Origin of the sequence: Clostridium neonatale, from assembly GCF_001458595.1 — a bacterium.
GTDB classification, from domain to species: Bacteria; Bacillota; Clostridia; order Clostridiales; family Clostridiaceae; genus Clostridium; species Clostridium neonatale.
The window spans coordinates 482,182-497,545 of sequence record NZ_LN890327.1 but is presented as its reverse complement, the minus strand read 5'-3'; the positions used below and the strand labels follow the sequence as shown (position 1 = coordinate 497,545).

Genomic DNA, 15,364 nt, shown 5'->3' with positions numbered 1-15,364 from the left:
ATTGACTTCTCCCTTTATATAAATAGATATTTATTAAAAAACTGCCTTAAAAGTCTTAGTCTTTTAAGGCAGTCTTTTCTAAATTAGAATTTTACTGATTTCTTCCTTTTTAAATTATATGCAAAGCCTAATATAATTAATATTAAACCTGAAATAATTAATACTGTAGAATCAATGAATCTTCCTGCTTGTGGTAATTTTTCCTTTTTACTCTTAGCTTTTATTTTTTCTTCTCCACTGGTATAATTGGTACCATTAGTACCATTGGTATCTACACCAGCAGAAATTTCATTTCCATTCTTATCATACAAAGTATATTGAGAACCACTTGGTGAACCCTCAGTTGCATTTAAAAAATTATTTCCTGTGTTTTGATTATTTTCTTGTTCAACTTTTGTGTTATTATCTATTTCAGTTTTTTCCTCAGGATCCGTAGTTATGATTTCTTCCTCATCTTTATCATCCTTGTGCTTCTTTGAACTTGAAGATGAGCCACCACCTCCTCCTGATCCACCTCCATTTGTTGGAATTAATTTATTTATGAATTCATATGGTGATGTTCTTATAACATCATCTGTCCCATTAAATTCATCAATTGTTATATTAATTACTTCTTCTGATAATTTATATCCTTCTGGAGCCTTTGTTTCTTTAATCTTATAATTTCCGGCTTTAACATTTATAAATTTTACTATTCCATTATCATCACTTACTGCTGACGAAATAGGATTTTCAAAATTAACATCTTCCAACTTATATAATGAGAAAATCGCATCTTTCAATGGATTACCATTTATATCTTGTTTATAAAGCTCTATTGTCTTAATTATCTCTTTATTAACAATCTTATATGGATTAGTCTTTATAACTTCTCCAGCCACTTCAAAGTCACTTTCTTTTATACTAATTACTGTATCAGAAAGTTCATATCCTTTTGGAGCTTTTGTTTCTTTAATTTTGTAATCCCCTGCTTTAATATTTGTAAATCTAACTAAGCCAGTAGAATCACTTCCTGTAATAGATACAGGGCTTTTAAAATCAGTATCCGTTTCTTTATAAATAGAAAATATAGCATCTTTTAATGTTGTTCCACCATCAGATTCTTTATAAAATTCAATAATTTTCTGTGGTTTTGTCTTTGTATTAACTACTGTTCCCTTATCAAAGAAAGCATCTGCTGTCTCAAAGTCTGACTTGTTTACAACAATTGAATCTGCTGATGGATCAAAACCATTTGGTGCCTGAGTTTCTTTAATTACATAATCTCCATAGTCAACATCTTTAAATTCCACTATTCCATTTTCATCACTATACGCTGGGTCGCCTACTGGAATAGTTTCATCTCCATTTTTATATAACATAAAAGTTGCACCTTTTAGCTTAGCCCCATCTGCTGAAGTTTTTAATAACTTTATATTCTTTTGAATAAATTTATTTACAACTTCAGAAGGTGTAACATTCACTACATAGTCATTATTTCCATCTGGTGCAATTGTAGCAGTAATTTTATCTGCATAAGTAACATATCCAGTTGGAGTCTTTGTTTCTTTAATCTCATACTCAACACTCTTGCTTGGATCTACAGCTATATCTTTAAATAATACAAAACCATTTTCATCACTTACTGCTGTTCCCTTAGGATCTGAAAAGAATGTATCACTTGCTAAGTAAAGCTTAAATTCTGTTCCTTTAATTGGTTGTCCATCAGAATCTTCTTTTTTAAACTTAATATCTTTCTTTATTTTTTCATTAATAATATTGATTTTCTTAACATTATTTGCTGGTATCGTTGTGTCTTTTTTTATATTTACTAATGTATCTTTAGTGCCATCTAAAACATATCCTTTTGGAGCTTTTATTTCTTTTATATGGTAGTCAACACCAAATTTCAGTCTAGTAAATTTAGTAACTCCATTTACAGTTGGTTCTGAGGTTTGAACTACTTTTTCATCTTTAATAAGCTCAAAGACAGCTCCATCAAGCTTTTTATTATTATCATCCTTATCTACTTTTGTTATTATAACAGAGCCTGAAGTCCCAGATGCACCACCACCATATATATCATCTGAGAAACTTACATTAATTCCTGTCTTTTCGGATGTATAAAGAGTAGAATTACCATCTAAGCTTACAGAGTTAGAAAAACTTCCAGAACTTTTTGCAATTGTATCAAATTCTAGTAAATATGATTTTGTAGTCGAAGGTGAATAGTTAACTTCAAGCTTTCTAGTATCTGCTGAATAGTTACTTGTATAATTAGATGCAGAAACTTCTATTTTATTGTTAATTGTCTTATAGTCATCACCTGTTAATTCAACTTCATATAATTTTATTGAATCCATATCAACTTGAAGACCATCTTTTATATCATCAATAACTTTAAATCCATCTAATTTGATATTATTTTTATTTATATATATATCCCAAGTTATAAAGTCATTCCCTTGTGTGTATTGTGAATCTTTATAAACAAGATAGTTTTTAATTGTAACTGTGTTTGAATCTTTAATCTCTTTCGATGTTTCTGATGTAGTAAGGTTAGCTTCATTAGTTACTACTTTATCTTTATTTTCATCAAATTCATTATCATTTGGTATTTGCGTATCAAAGGTTATTTGATAGCAGTCACTAATGTTTCCAAAGTCATAAACAAGATCTCCACCTTTCTCCAATTCTAATGAATCCTTAGGTGTATAAATTAATTTACTTCCCACATTTGTAGTAATTGACGTATCATCAGTATTACCTGATTGGCGTATAACTTTAAATGTATCTTTAAGAAACTCTTGTCCACTTAATATACCATCCAAAATCTTAACATCCTGTATAGGTGTTTCAGACTTATTTACATCTATTGTCCATGTTATATGGCGATTAGCATAATTGTATTTTCCAGATTTTCTAATCAAAGTACTGTCAACATTTTGTGGAACATCATTTGATGTATATATGCCTATGTTAGATCCTGTTAAGTTACATGAATTGTAAACACTTGCATTTCCATTCCCATATATGATATTATCATTTGTCAACTCAGTTTCTAAAGTAATAACTTTGCTTCCAGTAATATTTCCCAAGGAAATTTCATAAATTGTATTTGTGATTTCATCAAATTTAGCAGCTACTCCGTCAATTTCTGCTGAGGGATCAACATATTTTTGATTATTTCCTATAGCTTCAGTAACTTTTGCATCAGTTATATTAAGACCAATGGTATTTACAGTTATTTCCCATTTTATTCTTTTTGTTTTCTTATCATATGAAACAGCTCTTTTACTTATTGCTTCTCCATTTCCATCCACTCCAACACCAACTCCTGGTGCATTGTAATAATACGAAAGACCATTAACTGATAAATCTATCTTATTATTAAATGTAATTGGAGTATGAAAGGCTTGTTGAAGTTTATCTGAATCTATCTTTGTTACAAATGTTAATGTATGAGCACTATTATCTTCTGGGGAATTATTAAAAGTAAATAATCTACTACTAGAGTCATAAGTAAAGTCTGTGTTAATAACACTATCTTTATTATCTAGTTTTACACTATCTGTATCTAAGAATAAACCTTCTTGCAAAGTATCTGTAATGATTGGATTATTAAAATTAACTTTGCTATTATTAATTTTAACTGTCCATAATATATCTTTTGTAGCAGGGTTATACTCTCCAGTCTTATTAATAAAATCATTAATAACAGTAACAGTCTTATCATTAGAATTTACAATTTCTTTTGTCCCATTATTATTCTCAAATTCTAATGATGCTTTATTAGTTATGTTTGTTTTAACTCCTTGACTTTCAAGAATAGATTGAACAGGTATAGTTTGAAATTCAATTGTTCTCTCTGGTGATGGATTTCCTGTTGTAATCTTATCTAACGTGTATTCTAAAGTTGAGGTATTAGAATTTGCATCTTCTGTGATTGTAGGATTACCTACTGAAATTCCATCCACCTTAAAGCTTCCATTTTTAAAGGTATGTTCTTTTGTATTTAATACATCATTAATCACAACATCTTTTTTATCCAAATTTCCTGCTTTAACTTTTAATTTCCAATTTATAACTTGATCTTGTGCTGAATACGAACCATCTTTAGTAATTATTGGATCAGATTCTTCAAACGGCTGTTGCTTGAAATTCAGATCATACTTCTTTGTCCCAAATTTCGGTATATCAAAAGCTATTTGCACTGGATTTGTATTTCCAATATTATCTTTATTTAAAGATCGTCCAAACCAAAAATATCCAGTGACATCTGAATGCCCTTCTGAAAATTCAGTAAATGTAATTATAATTTGATTATCATTTTTATAAGTTACATCAGCTACTTTATTTCCATCAGTATCATTAAGAACTATTGTATCTTCAGATGGCTTTAAAAATTCATTTGGTATATTCATTACAAATTGTTGACCTTCAGTTACTGTAACAGTGTCTGGTATTTCAAATTTATAACCTACATACATTTGTGAACTTTTTTCTAATTCTTTATCCTTTAATGTATTTGTGTAATAATCATTATATTCTGTTTCAAAATTATCAGCTGTAATATCAATTCCAGAACTATTAAAAGGTTTATCACTCAAATAAACTCCTGTAATAAATGGAAAATCTATATTTGTAGCCAATAATGCTGGTTGCTTCATAATATTAAAATCTTCAAATTCGATTCCATTTTGTGTTAATCTAACTATTTTAGAAGCTAATCCTTCTACTTTCTCTGCATCAAATTTCATTTCTAATTCTAATTTACCCTTTATTTTTTTATCTTCATTTACTGTAACCCCATCTGAAGTTGTCACTTCATCTGCAGTTGTATTATACTGTGAATTTTCCATTAAAGAAATGATAGTTTTGTTTTTTTCATTACTAGCTGTCCCAATATATCCATCACTCTCTACCTCAATATTACTTTTTTCTACTTCTAATTCTTCTGGTAATTCTAATATTAAATTTCCATTAGAAATATCCGAACTAGAAATAGTAAAATTATATTCTGCCTTAATTTTGTCACTGGTGGAAATTGTGCTGCCATCTGAAATTTCATTATTATCACCATCATAAAAGTTCATACTAGTAACATATTTACTAAAATCATTTTTATCTTCAGCAAATACATTTAAATCTAATGAAAATCCAATTATAAAAGATACAACTAAACAAATTGATATCATTCTCTTCATATATGCTTTTTTTATTGAGTCTTTCAATTGTAATCTTTTTGTTCTTAAAATCATTTTTTTATCTCCCATATTCTCTCCCCATTCTTTATTAATTAATCTTGAAACATTATTATTATTTCTAAACATATATTATTTAATAATTATTATTCACAAAAAAATAAAAAACAACACATTTACCAAAATAGTTGTTTTTTTACTGAATTAAAATATATTATTAGTTAATCAATATTGAAACTTCAAATATGTTATTATTATATTTAAAATTTGCAATGCCACAATGTTTTTTAGCAATGCTTTTTACAGATTCTATTCCTATTCCAGCCTCATTACGCTTTGAAGAAATAAATATGCCATTTCTACAATTAATTTTGCCTTCAAAACTATTTTCAATTAAAATGGCTATAATCTTCTCATCCTGCATTTTAATACTTAAATTAATGAATTTTTCTTCTTTTAATTGGCGTATACAAGCTTCAATGGCATTTTCTAATAAATTCCCTAGTATTATGCAAAGATCATTTTCTAATTTGTAGAGTTCTTTAGGAATATTTATAGCGATTTTTATTTTAATTAAGTTCTTTTTGGCAACCCTTAAGTAGTGTTGAATAATTGAATCAACTGCATAATTTTTACATATAGGTATTCCTTCATCTAACTCTGCATCTCTACAATAATCATATACATAGTTCCTTACCCCTTCAATATCTTCCTTATCAACAAGCCCTTTTAATGCAATTATGTAATGCTTTAGATCATGCCTCATTCTTCTCGATTCTTCGATATTTTTTTTTAGCATATCATATTGTTCTCTTTGTAGTGAAACTTTAATTTTTGATATCTCCAGTTCTTCTTTTATTTTTCCGTTTTTAATAATCTCCGAAAATGTATGTAAAATAATAAAATACGATAAGAATAATCCTATTGACCAAACATAAGTCACTAAAAAGCTTGTCTGAATTAATTCATTAATTTGGCTTTCATGACTTGAAGGCATAATAACACGATATATAGCATAAAAAGAAGCTGGAATAATCCAAAAATATCTCCAAAATACTATTTGCCCTTCTTCATCAATTAATGACCTTAATAAATTTAATATAAACATATTTAAAATTGGATACGATAAGACCAATACAATTATCTTTGACAAAAAATAATATTTATAACTAAAGTTACCATAATTACAATTAAAAAAGATTATACTAAAAGATAACGAAAATAAATTAACACTATCCATATAAGTTTTTGTTAAGAAATAGACAAACAAGATCTGAAAAACTGATGCTTTTATCATCAACATTAAAGATACTAGTATTGGGAGAAAATATATAAGTGAACAAAATAAATTCTCCTTTGCATATAAATCATAATCATAAAATATAATTACAGATTTTATAATAAGAGCAGATACTGCAACTGTGATAATGGCAGTAGTCCAAATAGAAAACCGAAATTTTTTACTAAACACCATGAAAATTATGCAAAAACTTGGAAGCAATTTCAATATTATTTCAATTATCATGATTTTATTGCTCAATATTATAAGGCACCTCTCATCTTATCAAATATGTAATCTGCAAAATACTGTTTGATTTCTCCGCAATGTTTTTTAGATATTGGTATTATTTCTCCATTTTTCATTACAAAGTCTTTTTCCCTAATACCACTTACTTTGCTCATATTTATCATACAATTACGATAACAATATAAAAATTGCTTATATGGTTCAAGTAATTCCATGATCTCTTTAAACTTCATATAGCTTTTAATCATCCTATAGTTAGTATGTATTTGAATATAATGATTATAGTAGTCTATGTAAATAATGTCATCTAAGCATACTTTTATATTTATACGAGCTTCTTTAACTTCAATATATTTCACTTGATTTGGCAAGACTTTATGTGCTAAATTCATAACCTCCATAAACTGTTCATAGCTATATGGTTTCAGCAAATAATAAAAGGCTCTAACCTCATAACTTTCTATTGCAAATTCTTTACTTACAGTAGAAAATATTATTAAACATTTCTCATCTTTTTTACGTATATTTCTTGCTAATTCCATTCCATTTAAATTATCTATATAAATATCCAAAAATATTATGTCAAACTTATCTTTTTCAAATTCATCACAAAACTCTTTTTCGCATTTAAAACCATGTAAATTATATGATATATGCTTTTTTTTGTAATATTTATCTATAAAATTTGATATTATATCAAAATCATTTTTCATATCCTCAACTACTGCAATATTCAAAATATCCCCCCTATAATAATACTTATTCACTTGACTTGCAATTAATAAAATAATTTCTCTCAATAATTTTCATCTTATGTATCTTAATACAAAAAATATATTCTATAGCATTATTTACTATTATAGCATATAGCATAATGCTTGTAGATGTATTTTCTTTTCCATTTTTTAAAGTACTCTTAGAAATAAATTTTTTTCAGTCTAACTTCCTTCAATTCAATAATAGTCTTCAATAATTACTACACATAAACAAAACATTCATATCAATTAATTCTACTATATATTAAACTTAATTTATCTTAGTCAATCTTTTATTACATAATATGGTTTTATTTTAAATTTATCTAAATTCTTTTAATATTTCATTTAATATATTTTTTATTCTGCTATAATAAAAAATGTAAATGTTTTAAATAGATTATTTTATTTTCTTAGGAGGTACTTATTATGCAATTAAAGCACAAAAATAATTTGATTAATGTAAAAAACAAAAAAATAAGTAAAAAAATAGATTTAATATTTATAAATATATTAAATCTAACTCTAATTACTATGATAATTTCTATAGGCGTACTATTATTTACATCTTCGAGAACTTCTGCTCTTTATGAAGGTCCATTTTTGCTTTCAAAAACTATATCAAATATTAGACTTAATTTACAAGAGAGTGATAAAAACATATATAGGGCAGTGGTCCAAACTGATACAATAAACAAAAATATATTCTTAAAAAATTCCGATAACTCTGCTAATGAACTAAAGGCAGATATTGAAATTCTCCGAAACATTTCTACAATAGACGGTAGTTTAATAAATGAGCTTACTACTAATATTGATTTAACAGAAAAACTAAGAGTTGAATTAATTGATTTAATAAAAAATAGTGATACTGAAAAAGAAATTGAAGAAAAACAAAATGAATATGGCTTTCAAATGGATATATGTGATAATTTCATAGACAAGCTATACGATTCATCACAAGAAAGTGCATTATCGTTTGTTAATAGCTCAGTATTTTATAGAAATATAGCTATATCTGCACTTATTATCTTAATGATTTTTCTTATTATCATTCCAAGATTAATGGGAAAAAGCCTAAAAAGCACATTAATTAGTGGAATTAATAATGTAACTACTATAGCTAATAATATTGTTAATGGAAATTTAGATGTAGAAAACAATTATATTTCTACCGATGAAATGGGACAAATGTCTGAGGCACTTATAAAATCTATTAATATGATTAAATCATATATAGCTGATATAACTGTTACTTTAGAAAACTTATCTTTAGGAAATTTAAATATATCTACTAATTCATCAGTTGAGTATATCGGTGATTTTATTCCAATACATACTGCTCTTAATAAAATAATCGAGCAATTAAATATAAGTTTTTCAGATATGCATAATTCAATTGACTTCACAGCTAATAGCGCTAAAGAAATTTCTTCAATAACAAAGGTTTTATCTGACGGTGCTTCTAATCAAGCTAGTGCAATCCAGCAGCTTCAGGCAAGCTTTAGTGAAATATCAGAAAAAGTCAATCTTAATTCTGGCAATTCAGAACAAGCTTATTGTTCTTATATTAGAACAAAAGAGATTATCGAAAATGGAAATAATCAAGTGAATATTTTATTACATTCAATTTTAGATATAAGTATTTCATCTAAGCAAATATCACAAATTATCAGCACAATAGAAGATATTGCTGAGCAAACAAATCTCCTTTCTTTAAATGCAGCTATAGAAGCAGCTAAAGCTGGAGAATCAGGAAAAAGCTTTGCTATAGTTGCTGATGAAATTAAAGGGTTATCCGAACAATCTTCAAATGCTGTAAACAAAATAACCAAAATTATAGAAAGTTCATTAAAATTAATTAATAATGTTGAAATTTTGGCTAAAGATACTAATATTACATTAAATGATGTTGTAAAAAATGTTGATTCAACTTCTGCTTTAATAAATGAAATAACTGCTGCATCTAAAGACCAGGCTGATGCAATATCACAAATGACTTCTGGAATAGATGTCATTTCTGATATAATTCAAAATAATTTAGCAACTGCTGAAGAAACTGCTGCCTCTACTGAAACACTATCTGAGCAATCGCAAATTATACGTGATAAAATTTCTTTATATAAGTTAAAATTTTAGATTCATTTTAAATAAATTTCAAAAACACACCATGTAAAATTTAACTTTTACATGGTGTGTTTTAATTTATATATTTTTATAATACTTTAGAAAGAAAATCTAGAGTTCTTGGATTTTTAGGATTGTCAAAAAATTCTTCTAAAAAAATCCCTTCTATACCGCATAAAATAAGNATATAGACTCATCTTTTTGGGGTCATCTCAAAATAATATATTAATTTGAGATAAAAATTTATTTGCACACTCTAATCCACATAAAATAAGCATATTCTTAAGCAGAGAACCCAAATCTTGTATTTGGTGCGAATCGCTTACACCTACGAATGTATATGAGCAGGTGTTTCCTTAAAAACTCCTTTATAATCCCGCATAAAATAAGCATATTCTTAAATTCTTAAATTCTTAAATTCTTAAATTCTTAAATTCTTAAATTCTTAAATTCTTAAATTCTTAAATTCTTAAATTCTTAAATTCTTAAATTCTTAAATTCTTAAATTCTTAAATTCTTAAATTCTGGGTATTTTACCTTATTCTAAATATTTATACAATAGTTTTTTCTTCATTTTCCTAATATTTTTTTAATTATAAATTATAACATATAAGCTCTTTTTAATTATTAAGATACCTTTCTTGCTATTTCCAATTGAATTTCTTTTTTATCTACGTTATCTAATAGACGATTTTAAAAAGATGATTACAGCCATTCAATTATTCTTTTTAGCCTTACCCCCTTCATATTATATATACTTACTCCTTGGTTCTATATCTTTTATATTCTGTATACAACACATTGATATAAAAAAATAATAAAGTCAAAAATTTAAAATCTTTGACTTTATTGCCTTTAATTGTATATTAATCATTAATTATTTTACTTTCAGTATTTTATTGATAAGACACTAATAATTTAGATTATCAGACATTTATGCATTTTTTCTTAATATTTTTTCTTTTACATTCTTCAAATGTCTAAGCATTGATTCACTTGCTTCTTCAAATTGTCCTCGTTCTATATAATCAATTATTTCTTTATGTTCCTTATTAGCTATAATACTATATTGTGGTACAGTACCAGACAATATTAAAAAACGTTTTGTTACTAGAGTTGCCTTTTTTATTGTTTCATTCAAAAATGAATTTCCTGTATATTCTGAAATAGTATTATGAAAATCATAATCTAATTCTATAAAGCTATATCCATCAAATTGTTCTATGGTATGTAATTGTTCTATATACTTATTTTTTAAATCTTCTATCTGACTTTTTGTTATTTTATCTTTTAGCAAAGACACTGCCAATGGCTCTAGGGATTCACGTATAAAAAATATATCATCAATATCTTTTTGAGTAATATCAGACACTATTACATTTTTATTTTTGTTTATAAATGCAATTTCTTCAAACACAAGTTTAGATAATGCAGATCTTATTTGTGTTCTGCTAATATTTAATTCTTCTGCCAGCTTTTCTTCTGCTAATATTTCTCCTGGCTTTAATTTATTATAAATTATTGCTTCTTTTATTGTATCATATGCTTTATCAGCTAATGATTTACTTTTTTTTATTGAGCCAAGTTTTTCCACAGTTGACTTACCTCCCATTTATGAATACTGTATACATATTCTATTCAAATACATCCTAATTTTATATGAATAAATAAAATCTATATTCACATAAAATTATATAATCATTTTTATTTAATGCATATTATTATTTCTCTCTATGCTTAGAATACGTCTATCAACATAAACTGTCAATTATATGTTTATATGATTTTTATGCTTAATTATTCAATATTAAATTATCATTTTTCAATGCCCAATTATCAATTTAAGTTGAAATTCTTTTAGAATTTCTTAAAATATATTTAAAATTTTCCTTAACTGATTATTGAGCATTGATATTTGATAATTATATATGCCTTATAATATATTTATTTGTTTTTCTGAATTACATAACATAACTACGCTTTGCTTATCACTTCCTTTAGTAATTAATTTAACATCATATCCCCAAAGCTCTTGTATATATTGTAAGGTTGCTTTTGCATATGATAAATCCAAAGTTCGACCATCATATACATTTTCTAAAGTCAGAGTTCTATCATTTTTATTAAGATCAATGATTCTTACATATGGTATTCCTCCCATACCACATGTATAACTTAATGTATCACGTATAGTTTTCCAGCCATCTTCATCTGATATTTCTTCAATAATTGTATCGAATGTTCTTTGATTGTACTCAAAAAGATTTAACTCTTCACACAATTCTTGTGTTAAATATCTACGTAAAAATGAAGAATCTCTTTCGATAGCTCTAACTTCAAAAATTTTTTCTTTTCCATATTTTTTTTCTATATCTTCAAACATTTTAAATCCTATATAGTATGGATTTAAGCCACCTATAGCTGGTGCTATTACATCATTGTGCCTCTTAATAAACTCTAAATATAGCTCTTGTGGTAAATCTAGCTGCTTTAATATATTATAATGAGTATAACTTGCCCATCCTTCATTCATTATCTTAGTCTCTATTTGAGGAAGAAAATATTCAGCTTCTCTTTTTACAATACTTAAAATTGTTTTTTCCCATTCCTTAAGAGAACCATACTCTATTATAAATCCCATAATATCATCTACTGGCTCTAATGGTATTTTATCTAAATTAGGCAATTTAATTTCTTCATAAGAATCTAAAAAACTTCGATTTTCTTTTTTACTCTCATAATCCTTTATTATGCTTTCTTTTATTTCATTATCTGATAACTCTTTAACTCCAATTGTTCTTCCAACTTGATATTTTATAGCATGAGCTGCATCTAATATTCTTTCAACTTTTTCATATCCAATACTTGGATCATCTATATATTCTCTTATAATCTTTGAATTCAAATTGAACATTTCTAAAGTATATTTAGCTTTAGTTCCTTGTTTAAATAATCTATTATTCTTAAAAAAATCATTATGACCATATACATGAGCCATTGTTAATATTTGAAGCAACACTGTATTGTCTTTCATCAAATATGCTAAACAAGGATCAGAGTTAATAACCATTTCGTAAGGAAGCCCTGTAAGATTTAAAGAATATAACATTTTATTTTTCTCATATGATTTTCCAAAGCTCCAGTGGGGATATCTTGATGGCATACCCACATAAGACTCATATCCAATCATATCATTAAATCCTATCATTTCAAATTCCTGTGGATAAAAATCTAATCCATATTCTTCAACCTTTTTTTCTATCTTTTCATTCCATATTTTTAAATCCTCTACTGTATAATCCAAACTAACCTTCCTCCTTTAGCTCCTTCCTAAGCATAACTTTTAGTGCTTCCCATAAATCTTTCTTTTCCTTTATTATTACAGGAACAAATTTTTCATTTGTTATTTCTTTCTTGAATTTATGATACATGGTTGTTGTATATGTTGACGGTAAAAGTTCTGCATACCCAAACATATTACTTATTTCACAAATTTTCTTAACAGCTTTAACAGCTCTCTCATTGTCTTCAGACCAATTATCGCCATCACTAGCATATATAGGATAAATATTCCATGCAGCAATTGGATATTTTTCTTCTATTAATGCTAATGCTTCATTAATTCCACTTGATATATAAGTTCCTCCTGATTCAGATCTATGAAAAAATTCATATTCATCTACTCTTTTAGCCACTGTTGTATGGTATATAAATTCAAAAGCAATGTTGTTATATTTTCTTTTTAAAAAAGTAGCCAATACGAAAAAGTAAGAACGTGCCAAATATTTCTTTGTAACATCCATAGAACCTGATGCATCCATTATGAAAATCATAACAGCATTACTAACCTTTTTAGGCTTTACTTTTACCCTGTAATATCTTAAATCATCATCAATAAATGGAAATCTTTCAAGCTCTTCTTCATTGCCTAATTCACTTAAAGCTCTCTTTTTACATTGCTTTCTAGCAATCTTGGTTGCTACTGTTTTTTTCTTAGCCAAACGTGGTCTTATTCCATGTGTTTGATAACCTTTTTTCTTACCACTAGTTTCATTTATTATTTCTGAATACTTCTTTTCATCTAAATTAGGTAAGTTCAAATCTTCAGCAATATAGTCAAGTAGCTCTTCCAAGGTTATTTCAGTTTCATATACATCATCTCCCTCAGAATTTCCCGCTCCTTTGTTTCCTTGACCTGGAGCATTTTCACCACTTCCTATCTTTTGTCCACGTTTTTCATTTCCAACTCCAGTAGCTACCCCTTTAGAATTTTTTCCATAAACAAACTGATATTCTTTTATCCCCTTTATAGGTATTTTAAATTTTTTATTCTTACTCTCTCCAACTATACTTTCTTCTGATAATATATCACCTAGATTTTCTTTTATTGATTTTTCTACAAGCTGCCTATGCCTTCTTCTATCTTCTATGGATCTGTCATGATCAATTGGATTGTTAGTATAATCCCTAAAAATAGCCATATACTACTTTAATCCCTCCATAAGTTATTAGCTGCATATTTTAATATTACATCGCAGCAGTGAAGGCAATATCCATTTCTTTTCATCTCTTCAACCATAGAATCATATTTTTCCGCTTGTTCTTTATCTCTAACTTTTGATTTTGTTATTATTCTTGATAAATCCTTAACTGAAGCTGTTAATTTCTTTTCTATAGCTTCTTTTAATGGCTCATAAGATGTATAATCAAGCTTTCCGCCATTTCTAACAATATAAAACATATAAGAAGTTACATCAGATCTAAATCCTTTGCTTGATGCTGCATATACACCTATTTGTTCTTCTATGCTTCTCATGAAATCTTCATCTGGATTTAATTCTTCTCCTGTAGAATCATCTTTAATTTTTGTTTTGTTTACATATGCTTCAGCATTATCTATATAGTTATTAAATAGACTTTCTGCCTGTTCTCTAAATGAATGTATAAATGCCTTAGTAATTTCTTTTTCAAGAACTTTATTATATTCTTTTCTAATACTATCTTGAATAAATGCAAGATATTTCTTCTTATCATCAGCACCAATGTCCATTTCTTTAACAGACTTGATCATGCTTTCCATTATACTAAGAGGATTTATGCAGTCATATTCAGATTCTGAGAGTGCATTATCAATAGCTTTTATTATAAATCTTGTACTTATTCCTTTCATTCCTTCATATTGCCCTGCTTCTTCTCTAAGTTCACCTATATCAATCTTCTTTGTAGTTCCTTTTTCAACTATTTCTTCACCATTATAAATCTTAAGCTTTGTCATAGTATCTACCTTGGATGAAGGTATAAGCCTTGAAAGTATTGCAAACATAGCAGCAATTTCAATTGTATGTGGTGCTATATGTGCTTTAAAAGTACTCTTCTTTAATATTTTTTCATATATTTTCACTTCTTCATCAAGCTCTAAACAGTAAGGAACTTCAACTTTTACTATTCTATCTAAAATAGCTTCATTAGTATGATCTGATTTAAACTTATTCCATTCAGCTTCATTTGAATGAGCTACGATAACACCATCAAAATAAATCATTGATCCTTTTCCAGGTGATGGAACAGATTTTTCTTGTGTTGCTGTAATTATTGTATGAAGATACTCAACATCATTTTTGAATACTTCAATAAATTCAACTAAACCTCTATTACCAACGTTAAATGCACCATTTAATGAGAATATTCTTGGGTCATCTTCTGAATATAAATCCATTTTTGATATATCTATAGATCCTGTTAATATTGAAGTATCTTAATTTACTGTTTAG

General features: G+C 26.9%; 7 protein-coding genes and 1 pseudogene. 1 reads left to right on the top strand and 7 read right to left on the bottom strand.

Annotated features, from left to right (window positions below):
• Positions 1-83: 83 nt before the first annotated feature.
• The 3 genes from BN2920_RS05625 to BN2920_RS05615 form a co-directional block, all read right to left on the bottom strand.
• Positions 84-5,255: a SpaA isopeptide-forming pilin-related protein gene (locus BN2920_RS05625; RefSeq protein WP_058294034.1), complete on the bottom strand. Its 5,172-nt coding sequence runs from the start codon at positions 5,253-5,255 to the stop codon at positions 84-86.
• 145 nt (positions 5,256-5,400) lie between these two features.
• Positions 5,401-6,291: an ATP-binding protein gene (locus tag BN2920_RS05620; RefSeq protein WP_172437920.1), complete on the bottom strand. Its 891-nt coding sequence runs from the start codon at positions 6,289-6,291 to the stop codon at positions 5,401-5,403.
• A 434-nt stretch (positions 6,292-6,725) separates the two neighbouring features.
• On the bottom strand, positions 6,726-7,448 hold the full coding sequence (locus BN2920_RS05615) for a LytR/AlgR family response regulator transcription factor (protein ID WP_058294032.1): 723 nt from the start codon (positions 7,446-7,448) through the stop codon (positions 6,726-6,728).
• A gap of 447 nt (positions 7,449-7,895) precedes the next feature.
• Here BN2920_RS05615 and BN2920_RS05610 point away from each other — a divergent pair, with 447 nt between their 5' ends.
• Positions 7,896-9,605 carry a methyl-accepting chemotaxis protein gene (locus tag BN2920_RS05610; RefSeq protein ID WP_058294031.1) on the top strand — a complete coding sequence of 570 codons (1,710 nt, stop codon included), beginning with the start codon at positions 7,896-7,898 and terminating at the stop codon, positions 9,603-9,605.
• Positions 9,606-10,527: 922 nt separating this feature from the next.
• Here BN2920_RS05610 and BN2920_RS05605 read toward each other — a convergent pair.
• The 4 genes and pseudogenes from BN2920_RS05605 to BN2920_RS05590 all read right to left on the bottom strand — a co-directional run.
• Positions 10,528-11,187: a GntR family transcriptional regulator gene (locus BN2920_RS05605; RefSeq protein ID WP_058294030.1), complete on the bottom strand. Its 660-nt coding sequence runs from the start codon at positions 11,185-11,187 to the stop codon at positions 10,528-10,530.
• Positions 11,188-11,526: 339 nt separating this feature from the next.
• Positions 11,527-12,897: a SpoVR family protein gene (locus BN2920_RS05600; protein ID WP_058294029.1), complete on the bottom strand. Its 1,371-nt coding sequence runs from the start codon at positions 12,895-12,897 to the stop codon at positions 11,527-11,529.
• A gap of 1 nt (position 12,898) precedes the next feature.
• Positions 12,899-14,074 carry a sporulation protein YhbH gene (yhbH, locus tag BN2920_RS05595; RefSeq protein ID WP_058294028.1) on the bottom strand — a complete coding sequence of 392 codons (1,176 nt, stop codon included), beginning with the start codon at positions 14,072-14,074 and terminating at the stop codon, positions 12,899-12,901.
• An 8-nt stretch (positions 14,075-14,082) separates the two neighbouring features.
• Positions 14,083-15,348, bottom strand: a pseudogene (locus BN2920_RS05590) (serine protein kinase); the annotation flags it as partial.
• Between the last annotated feature and the right edge of the window lie 16 nt (positions 15,349-15,364).